23 protein-coding genes and 1 pseudogene are annotated in these 22,790 nt (G+C 64.7%); 12 read left to right on the top strand and 12 right to left on the bottom strand.

What is annotated here, in order from left to right:
• Positions 1 to 13 precede the first annotated feature (13 nt).
• From AB4Y77_RS05695 to AB4Y77_RS05680, 4 genes and pseudogenes are all read right to left on the bottom strand, one after another.
• A complete protein-coding gene (locus tag AB4Y77_RS05695) occupies positions 14 to 859 on the bottom strand; it encodes an alpha/beta fold hydrolase (protein ID WP_442013226.1) in 846 nt (281 codons plus the stop codon).
• A 32-nt stretch (positions 860 to 891) separates the two neighbouring features.
• Positions 892 to 1,888, bottom strand: a pseudogene (locus tag AB4Y77_RS05690) (NADP-dependent oxidoreductase).
• A gap of 84 nt (positions 1,889 to 1,972) precedes the next feature.
• A complete protein-coding gene (locus AB4Y77_RS05685; RefSeq protein ID WP_442013225.1) occupies positions 1,973 to 2,428 on the bottom strand; it encodes an SRPBCC domain-containing protein in 456 nt (151 codons plus the stop codon).
• A gap of 67 nt (positions 2,429 to 2,495) precedes the next feature.
• Complete coding sequence (locus AB4Y77_RS05680) at positions 2,496 to 3,488, bottom strand: AraC family transcriptional regulator (protein WP_442013224.1); 993 nt, start codon at positions 3,486 to 3,488, stop codon at positions 2,496 to 2,498.
• An 80-nt stretch (positions 3,489 to 3,568) separates the two neighbouring features.
• On the opposite strand from AB4Y77_RS05680, the gene AB4Y77_RS05675 reads away from it, so the two are divergent.
• The gene (locus AB4Y77_RS05675; RefSeq protein WP_442013223.1) at positions 3,569 to 4,024 is read left to right on the top strand and encodes an anthrone oxygenase family protein; all 456 of its coding nucleotides are present in this window, start codon (positions 3,569 to 3,571) and stop codon (positions 4,022 to 4,024) included.
• Here AB4Y77_RS05675 and AB4Y77_RS05670 read toward each other — a convergent pair.
• Positions 4,021 to 5,385 carry an MFS transporter gene (locus tag AB4Y77_RS05670; protein ID WP_442013222.1) on the bottom strand — a complete coding sequence of 455 codons (1,365 nt, stop codon included), beginning with the start codon at positions 5,383 to 5,385 and terminating at the stop codon, positions 4,021 to 4,023. The two genes, AB4Y77_RS05675 and AB4Y77_RS05670, sit on opposite strands and share 4 nt — an antisense overlap.
• 180 nt (positions 5,386 to 5,565) lie before the next feature.
• Here AB4Y77_RS05670 and phnD point away from each other — a divergent pair, with 180 nt between their 5' ends.
• From phnD to AB4Y77_RS05645, 5 genes are read left to right on the top strand one after another with little or no spacing between them, the layout of a single operon-like run.
• On the top strand, positions 5,566 to 6,465 hold the full coding sequence (phnD, locus tag AB4Y77_RS05665; RefSeq protein WP_442013221.1) for a phosphate/phosphite/phosphonate ABC transporter substrate-binding protein: 900 nt from the start codon (positions 5,566 to 5,568) through the stop codon (positions 6,463 to 6,465).
• Positions 6,462 to 7,271, top strand: coding sequence for a phosphonate ABC transporter ATP-binding protein (gene phnC / locus AB4Y77_RS05660; protein ID WP_442013220.1), 810 nt, complete (start codon positions 6,462 to 6,464; stop codon positions 7,269 to 7,271). The genes phnD and phnC overlap by 4 nt, the downstream gene beginning before the upstream one ends.
• Positions 7,240 to 8,097 (top strand): phosphonate ABC transporter, permease protein PhnE, encoded by an 858-nt coding sequence (phnE, locus tag AB4Y77_RS05655; RefSeq protein ID WP_442013219.1) that lies wholly within the window; start codon positions 7,240 to 7,242, stop codon positions 8,095 to 8,097. Before phnC ends, phnE begins: the two co-directional genes overlap by 32 nt.
• 9 nt (positions 8,098 to 8,106) lie before the next feature.
• Complete coding sequence (locus tag AB4Y77_RS05650; RefSeq protein ID WP_442013218.1) at positions 8,107 to 8,874, top strand: tyrosine-protein phosphatase; 768 nt, start codon at positions 8,107 to 8,109, stop codon at positions 8,872 to 8,874.
• Positions 8,867 to 9,490: a TetR/AcrR family transcriptional regulator gene (locus AB4Y77_RS05645; protein WP_442013217.1), complete on the top strand. Its 624-nt coding sequence runs from the start codon at positions 8,867 to 8,869 to the stop codon at positions 9,488 to 9,490. Before AB4Y77_RS05650 ends, AB4Y77_RS05645 begins: the two co-directional genes overlap by 8 nt.
• Here the strand turns inward: AB4Y77_RS05645 and AB4Y77_RS05640 are convergent.
• Positions 9,487 to 10,224 (bottom strand): ANTAR domain-containing protein, encoded by a 738-nt coding sequence (locus tag AB4Y77_RS05640; protein WP_442013216.1) that lies wholly within the window; start codon positions 10,222 to 10,224, stop codon positions 9,487 to 9,489. The genes AB4Y77_RS05645 and AB4Y77_RS05640 overlap by 4 nt on opposite strands.
• Before the next feature lie 266 nt (positions 10,225 to 10,490).
• Between AB4Y77_RS05640 and AB4Y77_RS05635 the strand changes: the two genes are divergently transcribed.
• Positions 10,491 to 10,895, top strand: coding sequence for a hypothetical protein (locus AB4Y77_RS05635; protein WP_311214460.1), 405 nt, complete (start codon positions 10,491 to 10,493; stop codon positions 10,893 to 10,895).
• Here AB4Y77_RS05635 and AB4Y77_RS05630 read toward each other — a convergent pair.
• The 4 genes from AB4Y77_RS05630 to AB4Y77_RS05615 are packed head-to-tail and all read right to left on the bottom strand — an operon-like array spanning position 10,892 to position 14,804.
• Positions 10,892 to 11,914 (bottom strand): LacI family DNA-binding transcriptional regulator, encoded by a 1,023-nt coding sequence (locus tag AB4Y77_RS05630; RefSeq protein ID WP_442013215.1) that lies wholly within the window; start codon positions 11,912 to 11,914, stop codon positions 10,892 to 10,894. The two genes, AB4Y77_RS05635 and AB4Y77_RS05630, sit on opposite strands and share 4 nt — an antisense overlap.
• 24 nt (positions 11,915 to 11,938) lie before the next feature.
• Entirely contained in the window at positions 11,939 to 12,700 is a 762-nt protein-coding gene (locus tag AB4Y77_RS05625; RefSeq protein ID WP_442013214.1) for a cupin domain-containing protein, read from the bottom strand.
• The gene (locus AB4Y77_RS05620; RefSeq protein ID WP_442013448.1) at positions 12,687 to 13,640 is read right to left on the bottom strand and encodes a PmoA family protein; all 954 of its coding nucleotides are present in this window, start codon (positions 13,638 to 13,640) and stop codon (positions 12,687 to 12,689) included. Before AB4Y77_RS05620 ends, AB4Y77_RS05625 begins: the two co-directional genes overlap by 14 nt.
• Before the next feature lie 57 nt (positions 13,641 to 13,697).
• Entirely contained in the window at positions 13,698 to 14,804 is a 1,107-nt protein-coding gene (locus AB4Y77_RS05615; RefSeq protein ID WP_442013213.1) for a Gfo/Idh/MocA family protein, read from the bottom strand.
• 203 nt (positions 14,805 to 15,007) lie between these two features.
• On the opposite strand from AB4Y77_RS05615, the gene AB4Y77_RS05610 reads away from it, so the two are divergent.
• Positions 15,008 to 17,365 carry a glycoside hydrolase family 3 N-terminal domain-containing protein gene (locus AB4Y77_RS05610; protein WP_442013212.1) on the top strand — a complete coding sequence of 786 codons (2,358 nt, stop codon included), beginning with the start codon at positions 15,008 to 15,010 and terminating at the stop codon, positions 17,363 to 17,365.
• A 148-nt stretch (positions 17,366 to 17,513) separates the two neighbouring features.
• A complete protein-coding gene (locus tag AB4Y77_RS05605) occupies positions 17,514 to 18,014 on the top strand; it encodes a GNAT family N-acetyltransferase (RefSeq protein ID WP_442013211.1) in 501 nt (166 codons plus the stop codon).
• Between the two features lie 140 nt (positions 18,015 to 18,154).
• Here AB4Y77_RS05605 and AB4Y77_RS05600 read toward each other — a convergent pair whose 3' ends face one another.
• Together AB4Y77_RS05600 and AB4Y77_RS05595 are read right to left on the bottom strand one after the other, a co-directional pair.
• Positions 18,155 to 18,844 carry an SDR family NAD(P)-dependent oxidoreductase gene (locus AB4Y77_RS05600; RefSeq protein WP_442013210.1) on the bottom strand — a complete coding sequence of 230 codons (690 nt, stop codon included), beginning with the start codon at positions 18,842 to 18,844 and terminating at the stop codon, positions 18,155 to 18,157.
• The gene (locus tag AB4Y77_RS05595) at positions 18,841 to 19,536 is read right to left on the bottom strand and encodes a hypothetical protein (protein WP_442013209.1); all 696 of its coding nucleotides are present in this window, start codon (positions 19,534 to 19,536) and stop codon (positions 18,841 to 18,843) included. Before AB4Y77_RS05595 ends, AB4Y77_RS05600 begins: the two co-directional genes overlap by 4 nt.
• 216 nt (positions 19,537 to 19,752) lie before the next feature.
• Here AB4Y77_RS05595 and AB4Y77_RS05590 point away from each other — a divergent pair, with 216 nt between their 5' ends.
• The 3 genes from AB4Y77_RS05590 to AB4Y77_RS05580 all read left to right on the top strand — a co-directional run.
• On the top strand, positions 19,753 to 20,184 hold the full coding sequence (locus tag AB4Y77_RS05590) for a VOC family protein (protein ID WP_442013208.1): 432 nt from the start codon (positions 19,753 to 19,755) through the stop codon (positions 20,182 to 20,184).
• A complete protein-coding gene (locus AB4Y77_RS05585) occupies positions 20,181 to 20,675 on the top strand; it encodes a DinB family protein (protein ID WP_442013207.1) in 495 nt (164 codons plus the stop codon). The genes AB4Y77_RS05590 and AB4Y77_RS05585 overlap by 4 nt, the downstream gene beginning before the upstream one ends.
• A gap of 43 nt (positions 20,676 to 20,718) precedes the next feature.
• A partial coding sequence (locus tag AB4Y77_RS05580; protein ID WP_442013206.1) for a DUF222 domain-containing protein occupies positions 20,719 to 22,790 on the top strand: 2,072 nt, incomplete at its 3' end.

Raw genomic sequence — 22,790 nt, 5'->3', positions numbered from 1 at the left:
AGCGGGCGCCACATCAGCGGCCCAGGAATTCGAGCGCTACAGGGACAAACCTGTCATGGAACTGGAAGATCCCACCGTGCCCTGAGTCGGGGTAGATGACCAGTTCGCTGCCCGGAATCCGGCGGTGCATGTCACTTGAAAGCACCGAGGGCACCATGCGGTCGTTGTCACCGTTGGCGATCAGCGTCGGTTGGGTGATGACTCCCAGATCGGCCGACGGCGACAATCCCCACCGGCGGATGGCTTTCAGTTGCGTCTGGAATGCGCCGAGCTTGAAGGGTGCCTCGCGGTTGGTGGTGCGTTCCTTGAGGCGATTGATGAAGGCCCGGGCAGCAGGCTTACCGGCCGCGTTCCTGTTGAAGAAGAGGAACTCCTTGGAGTCCTGCCGGGTGAGGGTGGCCCGGAGAATGTCGTAGTAGGTGATTCCGATGATGTTCTGAATGCCTTCCCCACCGGCAGGGCCCGTGCCGGCGAGCACCAGTTTGCGAACAAGCCCCGGGTGCTTGAGGATCAGCGTCTGGGCGATCATGCCGCCGAGAGAGAATCCGAAGAGATCCACCTGCGGATAGCCAAGGGCCTGGATGAAGGTAGCAGCGTCGTCGGCCATGCTCTCGATACTGTCCGGAACGCTACCCGTGGACGCGCCCACTCCGCGGTTGCTGAAGGTGATGACGTGGTGCTTCTCGGCGATGGGATCAATGATGCGCGGATCCCAGTTGTCCATGGTCCCGGCGAGGTGGATCAGGAAGACCACTGGAACCCCGCCCTTGGGCCCCATCTCCCGGTACGCGTACGTGACGCCGCCGGTCGTCACTGTCTTCGCTGGAACCTGCAGATATGACTGTTGTTCACTGCTCATGATGTTTGTCCTGTCGGGGTGTTGGTTTGGGGTTAGAGATGACTGACGACGGTCTTACCGCGGACGCCGCCCTTTTCCAGGGCAGCCAGGACATCGGCCGTCTGATCGAACGGCACTACGCGTCCCAGTACCGGCTTGATCTCACCAGCGTCGATAAGTGCCGCAATTTCCCTCAGCTGGCCGCCGTCGGCGCGCATAAAGAGGAATTCGTAGGTGACACCCAGACGGCGGGCCTTGCGGCGAATACCCGAGCTCAGCAGCGTCATCGCACCCAGCAGCACAGGGTTTCCACCCAGCTGACGGGCGAAGCCGGCATCCGGCGGACCCGCGATGCCGATAGCCTTGCCACCCTTCTTCAAGACCTTCAGGGACCGCTCCAGGTTCTCGCCGCCAAGGCTGTCCAGGACCAGGTCGTAGTCATGAAGGATCTCTACGAAGTCCTCGGTGCGGTAGTCAATGACCACGTCTGCGCCGAGCTCACGGGCAAAGTCCTTGTTCCCGGCACTGACCGTGGTAGCCACGGTGGCGCCCAGGTACTTGGCCAGCTGAATGGCGATGGAGCCCACTCCCCCGGCGCCGGCATGGATGAAGACCTTCTGGCCTGGGCCAACGTTCCCGCGCTCCACCAGCGCCTGCCCACGCTGTCAAAGCCACCAGCGGAAGCGAGCCCGCTTCCTCCATGCTGATGGTGGCCGGCTTGATGGCCAGGTCTTCCTCGGCGACGGCAATGCGCTCCGCAAACGTGCCGATGCTGTCTTTGCCGGGGCGCGCAAAGACCTCGTCGCCGGGCGTGAAGGACCGCACCGCCGGCCCCACCTTCAGGACAACACCGGCCACATCATGGCCAAGAACCTGCGGCAGCTTGTACGGGAGGATCTGCTTGAACTCCCCCAATCGGATCTTCTCGTCCAGCTGGTTCAGGCCGGCTGCGTGAACCTCAACCAGCACATCGTGGTCCCCGAGCACCGGCTCCGGGACGTCGACCTGCTGCAGGGGTTCCTTGTACTGGTTGAGGACGAAGGCTTTCATGGGGGTTCTCCAATGACTGATTAACTGACTTAACTCAATTATGAGCTCACTCAGTTATTTAGTCAAGAGGCCCCGCATCTGAAGTCAGACGGTGTTCTCGGCGGCAGCTTTCAGATCGGCGGCAAACTGTTCAAAGCTGGCGTCGAACGACGGGATCTTATTGGCGAACAGCGGGAAGATCGGCCCGCCGATGCGCTCGTTCATCTCGAACAGGGTCCCCCCGCCATTGGTTTCCGTGAGCGTATAGACGCGGGTTCCCATCGCATCACCCCAGGCCAGCCGGCTGGAGGGCTCGAATTCCTTGACCTTGAGCTTAAACGTGCGGTTGGGATCCAGCGTGGAGACCAGCTGAATGGTTGATCCGGGTTTGATCTCGCCCTCCAACGAAACGATCGTGGAGTTCCACCGCGGGTAATCCGAGGCCGTGGTCAGCAACTTCCACACGGCGGCTGGGCTGGCGTTGACGGTGGTGGACACCTGCGTGGTGCGGCTGAACGTCTTGCTGACGGTAGTGGCGATTCCATCGGGACTGGGTGACATGGTGTTCCGCTTTCTCCGAAGTACACGGTTATTGGCCGCCTCCTTCAGATGCTACATTTCGCGACGCTCACCGGCGCCGGTCCCCTGCAGATGATTTACCCGCGCCTTCCATTCGACTGCTTGCCGCTTGTGCGGACCGCCGGTAGCCGCTCGGACTGACGCCGTACTCACGCGAAAATGCGGCACTGAACGTGAACGCGTTGCTGTAGCCGACCTCCTCCGCGATGACTGCAGTAGTCGCATTGCCGGAGGCCAAGCTGTCGGCAGCCAGCGCCAATCGCCATGCGCTGAGATACGCCATAGGTGACTGCCCGACGGCGGCCCGGAAGCGGGCGGCCATGGTGGCCCTGGAGACGTGGCACCTCTGCGCCAGCCCGGCCACGGTCCACGGCACCGCCGGCTCCTGGTGCAGGAGTTCGAGGGCCTGGGCAACCACGGGTTCTCGGACCGCGTTTGCCCACGTTCCCTGAAGTGCGTCTCCCCGGTCCACGCAGGCACGCACCAAGTTCAGCAGGAGAAGATCCAGGAGCCTGTCCAGCGCGCTTTCCTGTCCCGGCCGTTGATGCGTGAGTTCGCGTTCCACCATCCCCAACAGGCCGCCGTCGAGGTCTTCGTCCCCGAAGACCGCCAGCCTGGGCAGCACTGACGTGACCAACTGGCCCACGGCCGCCGGCGACTGGTACGTGCCGATCAGCAGGACTGTTTCGCCGACGGCGCTGTTGCCCCATGTCAGCACGCCTCGGGAAAACGTAAGCTCCAACTTTTCGCCGCTGGGGGTGCGGCAGGACTGGTCTGGATCGATGACCACCGTGGGTTCCCTACCGGGAGCATCAGCCACGATATAGGGTTCCGGCCCACGGACTGTCGCCGCCTGACCCTGCAGGAGGAGTTGAGGTTCAGCGCCGTCCGCAGTGATCCACGCTTCCCCGCGCACCACGACGAGCACTGTCAGGGCGGCCTGGTCCTGGACGTCAATGGCGAAGGGCGGATCCATCACCACGCGGAGGGCGAATGCCGCCTGCGCCCGAGGACCGGTGAGGAACTGCGAGAGGGGGTCCATGCGGCCAGCTTAGACGCCAGCGTATGAAAAGTGGATCCTTGCCTATTCATCGTCTACTCCAGCGAGGGCAGGCTTGAAGCATGACAACTTTGAGCACCTGGCTTCCCGTAGCGGCCGGAACGGGTTCGGCCCTGGTGGGCGGCTTCTACTTCGCCTTCTCCGCACTGGTGATGCCCGCCCTACGGATGCGGCCGGCGAGCGAAGCGGTTGCGGCTATGAACGCCATCAATCTCAAAGCCGTGACGCCGCCGTTCATGATCTTGTTCTTCGGCTCCGCCGCCGCCTCCGCTGGCGTGGTGATTGCCGCCGTCGTCGATCCCGGAAGCCAACCGCCGCTCCGGGTGGCCGGCGCTGCGGCCTGCCTGGCTGGGTTCTTCTCCACCATGGCGATCAATGTGCCGCTCAACAACCGCTTGGCCCAAGGCTCCAGCCAGGATTGGAACCAGTTCCTTCGGGGCTGGGTTCCGGCCAACCACCTGCGCGCAGCCCTGTCGATCGCAGGCGCGGCGGCGCTGCTGATCCCACTGAGCCCCTAAGCCGCGGGCTTCCGCCACATGACAGCAAGCACCAGAACCACAGCGCTGAGTCCCAGCATCACCAGGACCATGATTCCCCAGTTGGCCTGGTTCACGCCCGGGCCGTAGAGGACACCGATCAAGACGGTGGCCGTGATGGCTCCGAGGTAGCGGCAGGTCTGGAAGATTCCGGCCGCCACTCCTCTCTCCTCGGGACGGGCGGAAACGTACAGACCCTGGTTGGAGGCAGTGCTCACCACGCCATAGGGAACGCCCATGAGCGCCGTCAGCACGAACACCAGCGGAGCCCACAGCGTCATGGTCAAGAATCCGAGCGTCCCAGCCGCAGCGGTCAGAATCAGGACGCCGGTGATCAGCACGGGACGCACGCCAAACCGCTCAATGAACCTCACCGTCAGAGGCGTCACCACCACCGACAACGCCGCGAGGGGCAGCATCAGCAGGCCGACCACACCGGCGTCGTAATGACCTGCCTCCTGCAGCAGTTGCGGCAGGCCGAAGAAGGCGAAGTAGTAGACGCCGCTGAAAACGATGAACAGCAGATAGACCAGCAGCAGCGGGCGATTCCGGCCCAGCAGGCGAAGATCCAGGAACGACGGCTGGAAGCGCAGCTCGCGCCAGGCGAAGAGCGCGCCGATCACGGTGGCGGCGCCCAGCAGGTACCAGCGGTAGCCGGGCATGACGTTGAGCAGGGCCATCATGGCGAGCATCAGCGAGGTGACGAAGGCGAGGATGCCGGGGATATCGGAATCGCGGATCAGTTGACCGAGCTTGCCGGTCTCGCGCCCGGAATCCACCGGCGCCACTTTGTAGACCACGATCATGGCCAGCAAGGCGATGGGCACGTTGATCGCGAACAGCGCCTGCCATCCCACCAGGCTCACCAACAGCCCACCCACTACAGGTCCGACGGCAGCGGCCGAGGTGTTCGCCATCTGGATCCGGCCCAAAGGCCGCGTGGACGGCAAGTCAGCCAGCCGGCTCAGTTCGGTGACCATGACGACGGCGGACGGATACGCCGTCGCGGTCCCTACAGCCATGAGTGCGCGGGCCACGCAGACCAGCGCAAAGTTGGGCAGGAACGGTGCGATGGCGCACGTCACCGCGACCAGCGCCATGCCGAACATGAACAGTCGGCGCGGGCCGAAGCGGTCGGCGAGCCGGCCCATGAGCGGCTGGCCGGCGGCGGATGCGAGGTAGAACGAGGTGATCACCCAGGTGACCGTGGCGACGTCGAGCTCGAAGTGCTCCCTCAAGACCACCAGCGCGACGGCGATCATGGACGAGTTCAGCGGATTCAGCGCCGTCCCGAGGCTCAGCGCAGCGATCGCGAGGCCGGGGCGGGGTTTGTTGACGGTCACCCGCCTAAGTCTGCTCCATGGTTGCCTCGGGTCACGAAACGGGGTCACAGGGCGGACTTTCCCGGCGAGCGCAAACAGTTAACCTCCCCGCCATTTCAAGTACGGCAGTCTCGTAATTCCGATTCAGATACTGCTGGTTTCGTAATTCCGTCACCCCAACACATGACGGAAGGCACCACCATGCACGCTCGTGCAGGCATCATCACAACTTCGTTCATCGGCCTGTTGGCCATCGGCGCACTCGCTGGCTGCTCCGGCGACGCCAACGCGGCCGGCGCCAATAGCCCAAAAACAGAGCTCGTCTTCGCCACTCCCCCAGGGACCGACGATCCCGATGAGCAAGCCATCATGGCCGACCTCGCCACCATGGTGGGCGACGCGTCAGGCCGCACCGTGACCAACCTCCAGCCGGCCGACTACCTGGGCGTCGTCGAAGCTGTCCGCAACGGATCCGTGGACATCGCAGTCCTCAGCCAGTTCTCTGCGGCCCTCGCATACAAGACCGACAGCGTGGATCCGCTCCTGGTCTGGCCCGCCAGCACCGAACCGGCCAGCTTCTGCCTGGCCAGGAAGGACAGCGGCATCCAGTCCGCGGCCGATGTGAAGGGCAAGCAGGTTGCCTTCATCGATCCCGGCTCCACCACCGGATACTTCATGCCCAAGTCGCTCCTGGCCAAGGCGGGCCTCACGGACGGCACCGACTACAAGAGCACGTTCGCCGGTTCGCACGACTCCGCAGTCCTGGCCCTCGCCAACGGCAACGTAGACGTCGCCTGCACCGCCCGCCAGCTGTACCCGACGTTCGTGCAGAAGGGCGTCATCAAGGAAGACGAGATCGGCATCATCGCCAAATCGGACCCCATTCCGGTGGGCATCTCCATCGTGGTCCGCAAAGGATTGGACGACGAAGCCCGCGAAGCCCTCAAGGCCAAGCTCCCCGCGCTCATGACCGGCAACCAGAAGGTGTCGAAGACCTTCGGCATCACCGGCGAACCCACTTTGGACCCCGAGTTCAGCACTTACGCACCGCTGGTGGACGTAGCCGAGTCCATCGGCGTGGATCTCCAGGACCTCCGATGAGCCTCTTGTCACCAACGGAAAGCACGACGGCGGCGCTCGCCCCTGCCGGGACGCCCACCGTCCGCGCGCGTCGCTTGCGGGTCCAATACGGGGAGCAAGTTGCCTTGGCCGGGATCGACCTGGACGTCTACCCCGGCGAAGTCGTAGCGCTGCTGGGCCACTCCGGCTCAGGCAAGTCGACGCTCATGAAGACCCTCACCGGGATCGCACCCTTCACAGCTGACGCGCTGGACGTAGCCGGCCGCCCAGTAGCCCATCAGAACGCGACCGGCCTGCGGGAGCTGCGATCCGACGTCGGATATGTCTTCCAGCACTTCAACCTGGTGCCGCGTCTGACCGCCCTCACCAACGTGCTGACCGGCGGGCTCCACTCGGCCGGGCCGTTGAACATGCTGGGCACGTTCAGCAGGACGCAGCGGACCATGGCGCTGGAACTGCTGGACCGCGTGGGCCTGGCGCATAAGGCCAAGCAGCCGTGCCGGAGCCTGAGCGGCGGTGAGCAACAGCGCGTCGCGATTGCCCGCGCCTTGATGCAAAAGCCGCGCCTGATCCTGGCCGATGAACCGGTCGCGTCGCTGGACCCGCGGCTCGCTGGCACCATCCTCGGGCTGCTCCGCGACATCGCCCGCGAGGAACAGATCCCCGTCGTTGTGAGCCTGCACGTTGTGGGCCTGGCCCGCCGTTATGCCGACCGCGTCCTGGGGCTGCACTCCGGTGAACTCGTCTTCGCCGGCCCCGCCACCACCATCACCGAGAAGGAGGTGCACCAGATTTATGGAACAGACACTGAGCTCCTCGAAAACTGAAGCCCCTGCAGACAAAACCATCAACACCAGCCTCCCCGAAGCTGACCGTCTCCGGCTTTCCCGCCCCTTCGGCCTCCCCACGCCACGCGGCGCTGCGCTCTGGGTGATCGTCGCCGTCGTGCTGGTCTGGGCCGGTATGGGCGCCGGGTTCAACCCCGACAAACTCCTCAGTGGCATCCCCAATATGGGCAACTTCCTGGGCCGCCTCTTCCCGCCGACGTTCGACAAGTTCGGCATCATCATCAAGCTGCTCGTCGAGACCTTACAGATGGCCTTGGTGGGCACGGTTCTCGGCGCGCTTGCCTCGCTGTTGTTGAGCTTCGGTGCGGCCAGCAACATCGCCCCGCGCTGGGTCTACACCTCCTGCCGGGCTGTGCTGAACGTGCTGAGATCCGTTCCGGAGCTCATCTTCGCGCTCATGTTCGTCTCGGCTGTTGGGTTGGGCCCGTTCGCCGGCATCCTCGCGATCGTGCTGGGCTCGGTGGGCTCGATCGGCAAGGTCTACGCCGAAGCCATGGAATCCGTGCAACCCGGGCCGGTGGAAGCCCTGACCGCCGTGGGCGCCAACAAGCGCCAGATCATCAGCTACGCCGTCCTGCCCCAGGCCGCACCGCTGCTGGTCAGCTACACGTTGCTCCTCTTCGAAGGCAACGTCCGAGGCGCCACGATCCTCGGTTTGGTGGGCGCCGGCGGCATCGGCTTGGAGCTTACTACCGCAATGCGCATGTACGATTACGGACACCTCTGCGCCATCATCATCAGCATCGTCGTGCTGGTCACCATCATCGACCGGGTCAGCGCCTTCATCCGCGCCAAGCTCAGCTAGGACACTCTTGTGGAAACTTTGGATCTCTCCCCCGTCAACCTGCGCGATCTTGGCGGCCTGCCCGTTTCCGGCGGCACCACCCGTCCCGGCGTGCTGCTGCGCAGCGATGATGTCTCGGTGATGCCGGCGGCTTTCGCCCAGCAAATGATCGACGACGGCGTCACGTCGGTGATCGATCTTCGCTCACCGGAGGAGGCACTCTTTACCGGGCGGGGCCCGTTGACCGTACCGGGCGTGAGCTATCACCACCTTGCGTTGACGGCATCGGTTTCATCGCCGGAGACCATCAGCCACGACATGATGACGGCTGCCACTACTCCTGCACACGTTGGTGCCTGGTACGCCAACCTGCTCGAAACCCAGGCCCGGCAGCTCGCCCTCGGCGTGACGCTGGTAGCCATGGCCGACGGCGCCACCGTCTTCCATTGCGCGGCCGGCAAGGATCGTACGGGAGTGTTCGCCGCCGTCGTACTTTCAGCTTTGGGCGCTACCCCGGAAACCATCTCCGCCGACTACGCCGTGACGGCCACCCGCCTGCCGCAGCTGTTCCCCCGACTCCGGGCGATCATGGGCGGGCTCATGCCGGACCGGGTCCTGGACGAGGAAGCGATCAAGGGCATGGGAGCCATGATGGGCGCCCACGTGGAGTCCATGGAGACGATGCAGGCGCTGCTGATCGAGCGGCACGGGAGTGTGCTGGAGCCTGTGCGGCGTGCCGGGTTGTCGGACGCCACCATTGCGCAGCTGCGTGAGCGTTTGGTGATTGCCGATGCCTGACTCCGTTGCCGTTGCCGATCGCCGGCCCGGCAGGCCGCGCGACACCGCATTGGAGTCCTCCGTCCTGTCCTCCACAGTAGAGCTGTTGCTCGAACGCGATACGCGTGAGGTGACCATCTCTGCGATTACGGAGCGTTCAGGCGTGAGCCGGGCCGCCCTGTACCGGCGGTGGAGCAGCCGCGAAGAACTGATCGCCGCAGCCCTGGACAGTGTCCGGTCCAGCATCGGCTTCCGGCGCAGGGACACCGCGCTGGAGACGATCCTCGCCTCGTACGAAGAAGCCGCGATCGACGTCGAAGGCCGCGTGGGCGCGCTGGTGAAGAAGCGCGTGGCCATGGGTTTGGAGAACGATGAACTACGAGCGTTGTCCTGGAACCGGCACGTGTCCAGGCGGCGTGAACCCATCGCTGCGGAGATCCGTCACGGCATCACGTCCGGCGAGCTCTCGCCGGACGTGGATGTGGAGGCGATGATCGACCTCATCAACGGGCTGTACTACTACCAATTCGTGGTGCGTCCCGCAGGTTCCGATGCCGCGTCCATCGCTGAAACCCGGGAGCGCGTGCGGAACGCCGTGAAGCTGGTGTGGGACGGTGCGCTGCGGCGGCAGCCCTAGTTATCGAAGTGCGTGGTGATCTTCCCGGACGAAACCGCAGCGATGATCGACTTCGCCAGGTGCCGCAGCTTGATGTTGCGGTTACTGGAGGCGGTGCGCAGGATAGTGAAGGCCTCTTCCTGGCTACAACTGTTCTGCGCCATGATCGCGCCGACCGCAAGGTCGATCACGGTGCGCGACTCCATGGCCGCGGCGAGGTCGTTCCTGGCATCGCTGAGTTGGGCAATCTTCAACGCGAGCCGCAACGACTTAGCGGCGTGCGCGGCGAACACCTCGGCCCGCTCCACGTCGACCTCGCTGAACGCGTTGCTGCGTTCCGAATAGAGATTCAAGGCCGCCCGGGTGTCGCCTTCCACCAGGAGCGGGACGCTGAGGATGGAGCGCAAGCCTTGGTGTGATGCAGCTTGGACATATTCCGGCCAGCGGTGTTCACTCAGGAGGTCCGTCACCAGGACGGCGGTCAGTTTATCCATGGCCGTGAGGCAGGGACCTTCAAAGTCATTCTGGAGTTCGTCCATCACCCGGGCCCGGTCATCACTGCTGGCCGCGGTGGCTGACTTCTTGCGGCGCAGAACGGTGATGCCACAGAAGACGGTGGAGCCAGGATGCGAGAGACTCCGGGCCGAGAAGGCCGCAAGATCGGCGAGAAAAGCTTCGACATCTTCGCTGCCCAGGACTAGATCCAAAAAGTACCCATTCTGGAGAGCTTCCTGCTCAGGGCGGGGGTTGACCATGCACGTTCCTACTGACTGAAATGCGTCCCCAGCAGACAGCAAAGGAGCGAAAAGGGCCGCCCTCTGCAAAACGGTCTGGCAATACCTTATCGCCCAACGATCAACGGTACAAAGTGCGGCGCGTAAGGTCTTGACCTGCAGCTACGCAACCCGGGAGTAGCTCTTTTGTCAACCCCGGCAAGGCTTTCGGATCACCAAAGAAGTAAGTAGGCTTACTATGCGAGCCGGCCTGGCACACCAGGCCTTTAATGCAAAGGAGTCATCTGATGGGCGTAGAAGACAGCATCCGCAAGGCCACCGAAAATGCCATGGAAGATCTGGCCGGCACCTCCGATCCTGTGGACAACGGCCACGTCCCCGAGCCCGGGCAAAAGGACGACGACATCCAGGTCCACTCCTCCATCAGCGAAGGATCCAACGCCATGGACTCGGATGTGCCCGGCGAGAACGGCGCACCGGGCCGCCATCGCGCGGACGGAGCACCCGACGGCGGATGGGACCGCAGGGACCAGCGTGACGACGCCGGAGCTCAGCAGGAGAACGGGAACACCCCGAAAGCCGAAGGCGACGTCTCCGGCCCGGCAGGACTGCCGGAGAATGATCCCGACGACCTCCGCGCAGACCCCTCCGAAGGTGGCACGGATCCGTCCACGAGCATGGGCCGGAGCTAAGCCGCCGGCGCAGCCGTCGAGCCCCTCACCACCAGTTCCGTTCCCAACTCGATCCGCTGCGGCAACTCTTCATCACCCTCCAGGTGGCGGAGCAGCGCGCGCATGGCCGTTTCTGCCATCTGCACTACGGGCTGGCGGATGGTGGTGAGGCCGGGTTCGATCCATTCTGCGGCGGGGATGTCGTCGAAGCCGATGATGGAGAGGTCCTCCGGAATCCGCAGGCCGGCCGAGCGCGCGGCCCGGTAGGCGCCCAGAGCCTGGGCGTCGTTGCCGGTGAAGATCGCAGTGGGCTTATCTGCCAGGGCCAGCAAAGCTTCGGTGCCCCGGGCCCCGGACTCGGTGGAGAAATCGCCCGGCACCATCAATGACGGATCAACGTCCACGCCGCCGCGACGCAACGCCGCCAGGTACCCGTCTTCGCGGGCACTGCTGCACTGCAGATCCTCACGGCCGCCGATCATGCCGATCCTTGTGTGGCCAAGCTTCAGCAAATGTTCGGTGGCCGAGAACGCTCCGTCCCAGTTGGCCGCTCCCACGGTCATGAGATCCGGTCCCGGCTGCCCCACGGGGTCGATCAGGATCACCGGAATGCCGAGCGACTTGATGCGCTGGATCTGCTTCGAGTCCAGTTCGTACACGGCGAGCAGTACGCCGTCGGACTTTCGCTCCGCAAGGTTCGCCAGCCACGGGCGGATCCTCGATCCGTCCAGCGACAGGCTGCTGACCACAGTGCCGTACCCGGCTTCCTGGGCGACGCGCTCCACGCCCTCGATGATCTCGCACGCCCATTCCGAGCCCATGCCCGGGAACACTAGGTCGATGAGCCCGGCCTTCTTGCCGCGCTTGGCGGGGCGGCGGGCGTAGTCGCGCTTGGCGATGATCTCTTCAACCCTTGCGCGGGTGGCCGCCGCGACGTGGGCATGGCCGTTGAGGACCTTGGAAACCGTGGGCACGGACACGCCGGCCTCCCGGGCGATCTCGCTGATCGTCGCCCGACCCGAGTCCTGCTTGGTTACCATGGTCCCCACCTTCCCGGCCGGGAATCACGTCCCGGCGATGACAGTTTCGGAAAGTTCCCACGCTTGGATCCGGCCGCACATGCCGTAGATCCTGCGGGTTTTCCGTTCGCCCATCGTAGTCCTCGCGTCCTGCATGTAGAAACTTTCCATGGACTCGAGAGACAGCAACTGTTGTCCAGTCAGGCCCGCCTGCCGCTCTGCGCCGTCGGTGAGGTACCCGCGCCACGTCTCGGTTTTCCCGTTGACCAATCGCGCGGCGGCAGCGTGAAAGTCGGCGAGCGCAGCGGCCCCGGATTCTTGGACTGCCGCTTTCAGCTCCAGATAACCCTCCAAAGCCAGGTCACGACGACGGCGCGCGGCCGCCTCCGCAGCCGCGTCACCGCCGTCGGCGTTCTTTGACGGCAGTGCGGCGGCGCGTGCGTAAGTGTCCTGATCCACCAAGTGCCTGGGCGGGAAGGTCATCACGGCGTCGCCATTCTCCGGCAACCCGGCGTTCTGCATGACCACCAGCACCCTGAGGTCCCCGGAGTCGTTGATGGCGCGGTGCACCGTGCCCGGCGTAAACCAGACCACCGTCCCGGGCGCCAGCGGCGTGGAGGTGAAACCGCGGGAATCCAGGGTCTCCAGCCGGCCGAGACCCTGCTGCACCACATACGCCTCTGTGGACGCAGTATGCAGATGCGGGGAGCCGCCGGCCGCGCCATCCAGTCCGGGCCAATCGTAAATACTGACCTCGGAGACTGCTGTGGCCCCCGGGAACGATGTGCACATCTCAGGCCCAGGCATCCAGTGCAGCTTTGGCAGCGTCGGCAAGCGAAGCGGCGTTTTGCTCTTCCAGCGCCCCGTCAGCAATCACGACGGCGTAGCGGTACGTCAGCGGCGCGCCCTCCTTGAGCGGGACTACTTCGCTGAAGAACGGTGCAGAGCCGAGGCAGGCGAACATGGACGAGCGGGCGAACCACTGGTTGGATGCACCCGGGTTGGACTGGTCCTCGACGAACAGGATGCCGGACTTCCGGCAGGTGACATCGTGCTGGCCGGTGAAGGCGATCCACGGTGAGCGGGTGCCCATGAATTCGTCGGCGCCGACCCCTGCTTCGGAGCGGAACCCGCCGCCGGTGAAGGACCGCGGTCCGCGCCAGAAGAGTCCGCCGTAGCCTGCGTTGTCGCGACCCTCGGTGGTGGGGCTGCCGATGCCAATCTCGGCCCCGGAGACGTTCTCCATGGTGGTTTCGAAGAGGAGGGCCCAGGCGTTTCCGATGGGGAGCAGTTGGATGGCGAAACGGCGCTGCTCCTTGATGAGGGGTTCGCCGGCCTGCCCGGGCACGGCGGGCTGGGCAGTCCAGAGCAGGGACTCCACTGCCGTGATGGAGGTGCCGTCGTCTTCGATGCTGGTGAAGGCTTCGTGGTTCATGGCCCCGTTGTTGTCCAGGTTCGAGTAGCCGGTCTCGCGGGTGTAAGTGGCTCCGCCCCAGAAATTGTGCTCGCCCACGTTCGGCAGCGCCCACGAAAGACCCTTGTGCCACACGTGATCCCACGGCCTGGAAATGGTGACCTCATCCCCCTCCAGCGTGGTGAGCGGGTGGAAGAAGGGGCGGGGGCTTTCGTACTGGTCATCCGTGGGGCGGTACGTGTAGGTGGCGATGTCCTGGGCTCCGACGGTGAAAGTCAGGGAGCGGCCGTCGTCTGTGTAGCAAACGGTCTCAGCCTGGGCTGTGTCGGTCAGGGCTGTGTCGGTCTGGGTTGTGGCGGTCATGTGGGATCTCCGGTTCGGGTGTGGGATTCAGGCGCGGGCGGTGGAGGCCAGGACGCGGGTGCCGCGCCCCTCGCCGTCCATGCCCTCATAGAAGGCGTGGCCGGGGACGATGTCCCCGCGTCGCACGGGTTGGCCGGTAAAGGCCGAAGCGTAAATCGCGGCAGCGAACTCCAGAGTTTGCCGCGCAGAGTCCGCGTCCGCTGGGAGCGGCAATCCGGCGTCGAGCGCGTCATACATCGCGAGGAACTGGGCGGAGTGTCCGCTGCCCCGCTCCAACGTCTTTGCGCTCCATGCAGCAGACACGGCGTCTTCATGTCCGGGTGCCGCGGTGATGGTCCAATCCTTGGTGCCGTAGCCGTAGAGGTGGCTGAGTTCGATGGTGGCGTATTCGCAGTCGACGCGGATGTCCGAGGTTTCGCGCGGTGAGAGCAGCGAGTTGATGACGGTGGCGGCGGCGCCGTTCTCGAAGGTGACCAAGGCAGCGGAGAAGTCTTCGGTGGAGGTAGCGCGGGCTTGTCGTGATGCGATGGCGGTGACCTCTTCCCACGGGCCGAGCAGGTGAAGGAGAAGATCGAACTGGTGGATGCCGTGCCCCATGGTGGGTCCGCCGCCCTCGGCCTTCCAGGTTCCGCGCCACGGGAGATCGAAGTACTCGTCGGGCCGGTACCAGAGGGTGTCGCAGCGGGCCACCAGCGGACGGCCAAAATCGCTGCCGCCGATCAGGGCCCGGGCCGCGGCCGAGGCGTCACCGAAGCGGTGTTGGAAGACGCACGAGAACTGGGCACCGCCCTGTACCTGCGCGTCGTTGAGACGGTCGAAGTCGGCCAGGCTGAGCGCCGGCGGCTTCTCGGACAGGACATGGGCGCCGGATTCGAGGCACTCAATGGCTTGGTCGATGTGCATCATGGGCGGCGTGCAGAGGTGCACGATGTCCGGTTTGGACTCTGCCAGGAGCTCGGTGAGGTTCTGGTAGCGGCCGGCTATCCCGTGTTCATCGGCAAAGGCGTTCAGGCGGGCCTCATCCACGTCACACGCGGCCACCAACTCCGCCCGGTTGTCGGTGCGGGCCAGGTTGGACGCGTGGACTGCCGCGATCCCGCCAGTGCCGACGATGGCCACTCTGTACGTGTGCATGGTTCTCCGATTGGCTTGGATTCATTTCCGAAAGTTTCTTATTTACGAGCAGGGCCGGTATGGCCTTTGGCCTCGCTACTTCCGCTTCAGTGCTCAACGTTATGAAGACCCCACAGATCAAGTCAAGGGTTTCACACTATGGAAAGTAATTGGATATTTCTGATAGTTTCTAAAAATCATCTGCAGAATCCAAGGAGAAGCCTGTGAGCACCGGCGCCGCCGATCAGCAATCACTTGCCCGCGTTCCGGCGTCGGACGTCGTGGAGCACCTCATCCGCGAAATGACACTGGAGGAGAAGCTCGCACAACTGGTGGGAGTGTGGGTCAATGCCTCCACCGACGGCGATTCCGTGGCTCCGCTGCAAAGCCAGATGGCCGGAGACACCCGCTCCTGGGACGACATCATCGCCAATGGGCTCGGCCAAATCACGCGCATGTACGGCACAGTTCCCGTTGAACCGGCCGAGGGCGCCCGCCGACTGGCCGCGGCCCAGGAGCAGATCATGGCCGCGTCCCGCTTCGGCATTCCGGCGCAGGTTCACGAGGAATGCTTGGCCGGCCTGGCCGCGTGGAAGGCAACGGCCTTCCCCGTTCCGCTCGCCTGGGGTGCCACCTTTAACCCGCCGCTGGTGCGGGAGATGGCAGCCCGGATCGGCGCGAGCATGCGGTCCTTGGGCATCCATCAGGGCCTGGCTCCCGTGTTGGACGTGGTGCGTGATCTGCGCTGGGGCCGTGTGGAAGAGACCATCGGCGAAGACCCGTATCTGGTGGGCACGGTAGCCACCGCGTACGTGCAAGGCCTGGAATCGGCCGGCATCGTCGCCACCCTTAAACACTTCGTGGGCTACTCAGCCTCCCAAGCCGGCCGCAACCACGCGCCCGTCTCCATGGGCCCCCGCGAACTCGCCGACGTCATGCTGCCGCCGTTTGAAATGGCGATCCGCCACGGCGGTCCCCGCTCGGTGATGCACGCTTATACCGACGTCGACGGCGTACCGGCCGCCGCGAACCGCGCCCTTCTGACGGGGCTGCTTCGTGAGGAATGGGGTTTCACGGGGACCGTGGTGGCTGACTACTTCGGCGTCGCGTTCCTGGACGTTACCCATGGCGTGGCCGCAGATTCCGGTGACGCCGCTGTGCTGGCGCTTTCCGCGGGCGTTGATGTGGAATTGCCTACCGTGAATTGCTTCGGTGAGCCGCTGCTTCGGCGCATCCGCGAGGGTGCGTTGGACGAATCCGTGGTGGACGAAGCGCTGCGCCGGGTCCTGACGCAGAAGGCGGAGGTTGGCTTGTTGTCGCCGGACTTCTCCCCTGTCCCGGCCGTGCTTTCCGAGGCTCCATCTCATCGGATCGAGCTGGATCCCGCTCCGAACCGCTCGCTGGCACGGCAGTTGGCGGCTCAGTCCCTGGTGCTCCTCAGCAACCGGGAGCTCGGCGGGTCTCCGGCGCTGCCGCTCAGTCCGACGGGTTCGCTGGGTGTTGTGGGGCCCTTGGCCGACGATCCCTTCGCAATGCTGGGCTGCTACTCCTTTGATGCGCATGTTGGCGCCTCACATCCGGACGTGCCGATGGGCATTTCGGTTCCCTCCGTGGCCGGCGTTGCTTCTGGACGGTTCTTGTCAGTGGCTACGTCGGTCACTGGAAACTGCGAGGCCGCCACCGAGAAGCAGATCGCGGAAGCCTGCCGGGTGGCGTCCTCCGTGGACGCGTGCGTGGTGGTGGTTGGCGACAATGCGGGGCTGTTCGGCCGGGGCACTTCGGGCGAAGGAAACGACGCCGCCGACCTCCGTCTTCCCGGCGACCAGCACCAGATGCTGGACCGCATTCTCGCCGAGTGCGCTGCTTCCGGAACTCGTGCCGTGGTGGTTGTTCTCAGCGGGCGACCCTACGCGCTGGGCGACTTCGTGGAGCGCGCCGACGCGATCGTCCAGGGCTTCTTCCCAGGCGAAGAAGGAGCCGAGGCGCTGTGGGACGTGCTCACCGGCGTCGTTAATCCTTCCGGGAAATTGCCCGTCTCGGTGCCAAGATCCCCCGGCGGCCAGCCCGGCACGTACCTGCATTCCAAGCTCGCCGGCCCCAGCGGAGTCAGCGCTCTTGACCCGTCTCCGCTGTTCGGTTTCGGGCATGGCCTCTCCTACACAACGTTCGAGTTGTCCGGGCACGAATGCAGTGCACCCACCATGTCGACGTCGGATTCGGTCACCGTCAGCTGCACGGTCACGAACACTGGTCCGCGTAGTGGCGCAGAGGTTGTGCAGCTGTATCTCTCAGATCCGGTGGGTGAAGTGGTCCGTCCCCTCCGCGAGTTGATCGGCTACGCGCGCGTCGAGCTGGAAGCCGGCGCGTCCGCCGTCGTGGATTTTGTGGTACACGCCGACCGGACCTCGTTCACAGGGCTGGACCTTCAGCGCGTGGTGACGCCGGGTTTGGTGAAGCTGCACGTCTCGACGTCCAGCACCGCTGATGCCCACACGCATGAACTGATCCTGCACGGGCCGCGCCGCGTGGTGGGGTTCGAACGGGAGATGCTGACGCCGGTGGAGGTACGGCCTTCGGCCTGACAGGGCAGCCTCTTCTGCAGGCCTGTACCGTCACCACCCACTTTGAATTCCAAAGCGCACTCATGCAAGCAATAGTGGTTGTTTTATGGGGCCGCCGACTTGAAAGTGGGTGGGGAAGGCGCAGCCCGACGGCGRGTAGGCTTCGGATATGCTCCCCCACCCGACAGCCCGGCTGCGTTTCCGCGAGATGTCGATGGCTGATCTCGATGCGATGAGCTTGTTGCTGGGTGATCCCGTGGTTATGACCTACTACCCGGCTCCCAAATCCCATGATGAAGCGGCTGCCTGGATCGAATGGAACCAAGCGAACTATGCCCGCTACGGGTACGGGTTATGGATCGTTGAAACGCACGACGGCGGGTTCGTCGGCGACTGCGGGTTGACGTGGCAAGCCGTCAACGGGAGGTCAGAGCTGGAGGCCGGCTACCACGTGCGTCGTAAGCTCCAGGGCAACGGGTATGCCACGGAAGCAGCGCTGGCGTGCCTGGAATTCGCGCGTGACGTGGTGGGAGTCAGTCGGCTCGTGGCCATCATCCACCCGGACAATGCGGCATCACGCCGAGTGGCTGAACGGCTTGGGATGCGGCACCTCGAGGATGATCTGGGCGGATCTGTGGTGCGAACAGTGATGGGCGTGGAGATGGGCTAACAGGTGCGCCGTCTGGTGTGCCGTCAGGTGTAGCGTCACCACCCACTTTGGATCCGGCATGGCCGTGATGCACCCTATTTCGGTTGCATATCGGCCAAACCGAGTTCAAAGAGGGTCAGGAAGCCACGGAGTTTGGGCCTCTACCAGGCGAGGTCGGCGGCTCCGAGGGAGACGAAACGCGGCGACATGCGGTCGCCGGAATCAACCAGTTCCCTCAGCTCTCCGGCCGCAACTCGTGGATCCTTGTTGGCGTCGGCCTGCCCCATCTCCGTGGCCAACTTCCCCGGGTGAACCGCCCAGCACCGTACCCGACCCGCAAGGTCTTGAGCGAGGGAAATGGTCAACATGTTCTGCGCAGCCTTGGAGATTTTGTAGGCGTAGCTCGTGGATAGATCCGAGTAGCTCCCCCGGGCCTGCGCCGACACCGAGCCCAGCCGGGACGTAACGTTGATGATCACGGGGTCCGGCGCGGTCAGAAGATGAGGCAGGACGGCCTGAACCAAGCGCAAAGGGCCCGCGACATTGACGTCGACGGCGTTGATAACGCCTTCCGCTGCAATGTCACCGAGTTCGGCGTGCTGAGCTCCTTGAGCAGCATTGTTGACGAGTACGTCAACGGATCTGCCTCCGATGGCTGACAGCAACTCGGCCGATGGCTCTTCTCGAACGTCGTGGGTGACTGCGATGACATGCCGCCGGTCAGCCGACGCGGTGGGTGTCCGGGTGATCGCGACTACCGCCCAACCGGCGTCGGAGAATTCCTCCACCAGCGACTTCCCCAGACCGCGGCCGGCACCTGTAATGACGGCGAGCCTTCTGCGTGGCGTCAAGCGAACCGCACGTCCGTGTCCGGGTCCGGATCCTTACGGGAATCCAACATGCTGATGATCTTGCTTTCGAGGGCGGCTACGGTTGCCTCCGGCAGGACGATCAGACCGTCGAGTTCCTTGCGGGCACGCTTGTACGCAGTTTGTCGTTCGGCGGGGGTAGCGGCAGTGTCCTCCGCGATGCGCAGGAGCGTTCTCGCCGTCGCAAGTCGTTGGCGTTCGGGGCCACTGAAGTTGCCGTCCTTGATGCGTCGGGCCTCCCGCTCGGCGACATCGAAAGCGAGTTCGTAGCTGTGGACTGCTGCACGGTACTCAGCCAGCCGGGCCGGCGTCGAGATCTCTTCAGGGGTGGCGGGCCGTAGGCCGTCGGCCTCTTTCTTGGCGCGCAGGAACGCGACCGTGAGCGGCTCGCGCACGTCGGTCATGAGGGGGAAATCAATGAGGTTGCCGACGTCGAGCTCGTAATCAAGCCATCTGTGGTTCACCGAATCATGCGCGTCAATCAGCGAGACTACCTCGGCCTGGTTGGCTTCCTCGTGCACCGCCAACTGGTTCTTCAACTTCAGCAATTCCACCTTGCGGCGGTGCCGTTCCTCGCTGGCTTTCGACCACGACCTCGCCCAGCCACCAGCCATCCCGCCGATAGGGAAAATGAGCCACCAGTAACTGCCAAGGAAGTCGAAGAGGGGTTCCACTGCTCCATCCTCCCACCGGCTTGGACCGGGGCTCAACAGGACTGGCCGGATTGGCTAGTTCGTGATGGTCAGTGGCTTCGACGGCATGACTCCGTGCTGCGGGACGAGGGCTGCACTGGTTTGGCCACACCCTCATTGTTGGCGGCTCTGCCAACGCTGTTGCACCAACCGCCCCAGGCGAGTGCCGCCGTCGCACCCTCCCGCTAGGCTTCCCCTATGGACCAGCGACTGCACTTCCTCACGTTCGCCACCAAGGATCTCGACGCCGCGCGCGCCTTCTATAAGGACGGGCTCGGCTGGGATCCGACCATGGACGTTCCCGGCGAGATCCTGTTCTTCCAGGTCGCGCCAGGGCTGATGCTCGGCCTGTTCGACGCCGACAAGTTCGACCAGGACCTCGGCGCCACTGCTCCGACGGCAGGAGTCAGCGGCGTGACGCTCTCACACAACGTCGGCAGCCCCGAGGAAGTCGCCAGCACCATCGATGCCTTGGTGGCGGCGGGCGCCACCGTCTTGAAGCCCGCGCAGGCAGGCGCGTTTGGCGGCATCTTCCACGGCCACGTCAAGGACCCGAACGGCATCGTCTGGGAGATCGCGCACAACCCCGGCTGGGGAATCAACGACGACGGCACGGTGGTTTTCGGATGAGCGCCCTCCCCCACACCTTCGCTGAGGACGTCATCAACCAGGACGCCCGGACCCAGTTCGACACGTTTCTGGACGAGCACCGCAGGGCCCTCAACGAATGCCTCGATGGGCTTACCGAAGAACAAGCACGACGGCGGCTGGTCGCCTCGCGCACCACGCTCTTGGGCCTGGTGAAACACGCCACCTTCGTCGAAAAGGTGTGGTTCGACGGAGCGATCTCGCGCAGGACCCGGGCCGAGATCGGCATCCCCGCGAGCCCGGACGAGTCGTTCATCCTGGACGATGACGACACCGTTGCCAGCATCCAGGCGGCTCACCGAGAGGCTTGCTCCGCATCCAGGCAGGCGGCGGCCCACTTGGGGCTCGACGACCTTGTGTTCGGGAACCGCCGCGGCCCGCTCCCCCTCCGCTGGGTGTACCTGCACATGCTCCGCGAACTCGCCCAGCACTGCGGGCACGCGGATATTTTGCGGGAGCAGATCACCCGGTAGCTGGCCGCCTAAAAATGTCAGACCCCCCTGACATGATGTTTTTATGGAAGATCAAGGGCAGTTGACAGCACCGAAAGGGGAATGGTCCCCTGCTGTCGCTGCCCTGTCCGCCGTCCGGTCACGACGCTTCTTGAGCATGCCGGACTTGCTGAGGGCCGGGTTCAAGGATTCGACGGCGCCCATCACCATCACCATCCCATTTCACGGCGCTGGGCTGCTCAACGGCAAGTCCAAGTCCGCCCGGGCTTCATCGCTCAACGGCCCGGCCCCGGCGGACGTTCCGGCACAAAGTACAGGATCGATCCCTGAGCCACGGCGGGATCCCCGGACCGTCCATGGCCCCAAGCCAGCTCAGCCAGACCAACGTTCCGACACCCAGCGTCCTGACCCCACGGCGGCTGGCGGGCGGGACCTGACGGCGCTTCTTACCCACAGCGCGGCACTTCTGGACACTGCGCGTCTGTCCGCTCCCGGCGAGGCTTCCCTGTTTGGGTTCGAAGACGCGGCTGACTTTGCCGGCAAGGTCGAGGACGTCTCACGGGTACTGGAGTACCTCCAAGTTGTTGCTGCCCGCGCGGTGGAACGGACACGGACCGAAGCACTACAGGCCGGTCCGGGGTCCTCGGCGGCAGCGCCAGAATGGCGGACGGGCTGGACGGACCCGGTGCCGGGAACCGACGCCGCGGCAGCTTCGCTGAATAGGACGGGAACTGCCATTGCTCCGGCGCCCGATGGTGAAGCACGCCCCGCCCCTTCTGTGGGTGGCGATGATTCCGTGGCGGAAACAGGATCAGCTAGTTGGGGTTCCGCGGCCAAGGCCAGTGTTCTGGATGACGGGTACCGGAACGCGGCCGAGTTCTTGCGGGCACGGTTGAGGATCGGCATCGGAGAAGCCAAACGCAGGCTCGCCCTCGCACCCGAGGTCCTCCCCCAGACAGGGATCGCCGGGCAGGAGATCCCGGCCCGCCGCGACATACTGGCACACGCGGTTGGTTCGGCGCTGGTGCCCTCCCGGTCCGCGACAATCATCAGCACCGCCCTGGACAAAGTCCGGAACCTCACCGACGAGGACACCCTGACCCGGATGGAACACGCCCTGACCACCACCGCGATCGAAACCGACCCGGACTTCGTCACCAAAATGGCCAAACGCTGGACCGACCTCATCGACCACGACGGCCCCGAACCTTCCGAAGAAAYCCTCCGCCAACTCCAAGGCGTGTTCCTGCGCCGCCGACGCCGCCACGGACTSCACCACCTCGAAATCTTCGCCACCGACGAACAATACGAAATCCTCACCACCACCATGAACGTCGCCACCAACCCACGCCTCACCACCACCAGAACCGATGCCGCCGCCGGAACTGCCGGCCCGGCCGGAGCCGGGGCTGATCAGACGGTCCCCGCCGGCCCGGACCTGGACCGGCGCACCCGGCCACAGAAACTCCTCAACGGCCTCACCGGCGCCTGCAGCCTCGCCATGCGCACAGGGAAACTACCCTCCAACGGCGGCCTCCCACCCCAACTCACCGTCACCATCGACGAACGCGACCTCTTCAACCGACTCCAAAACCACCACAACCAGCACAGCACCGGCACCGGCCCAGGGACTGGCACCGGCACCGGCACCGGCACGTTCACGGGCCCGACCCAGCCCGGCACCATTACAGGGACAGGCCCAGGGATTACAGGGACCGGTACAGGGACGGGGACTGCGACGTTCACGGGCCCGATGCACACGAACACCATCCGCAAAATCGCCTGCGACGCCGAGATCATCCCCGTCCTGCTCGGCAGCGACTCCCGTGTCCTGGGCGTCGGCCGCACCACCCGGATCTTCCCACCCCACATCCGCAAAGCCATCACCGCCCGCGACGGCGGCTGCGCGTTCCCCGACTGCACCATGCCCGCACCCTGGTGCGAAGCACACCACATCACCTACTGGTCCCACGGCGGCACCACCTCAACAGAGAACGGCACCCTGCTCTGCAGCCACCACCACCACCTCATCCACAAGGAACAGTGGCGGATCGACATGGAAACCGGCGTCCCCTGGTTCATCCCCCCACCCCACATCGACCCCCACCAAACACCCCGACGCAACCACCACCACAC

Source organism: Paenarthrobacter sp. YAF11_1, from assembly GCF_052113445.1.
In the GTDB taxonomy this organism is placed as follows: Bacteria; Actinomycetota; Actinomycetes; order Actinomycetales; family Micrococcaceae; genus Arthrobacter.
The sequence above is the reverse complement of the archived record's forward strand: the minus strand, read 5'-3'. Positions and strand labels throughout refer to the sequence as shown.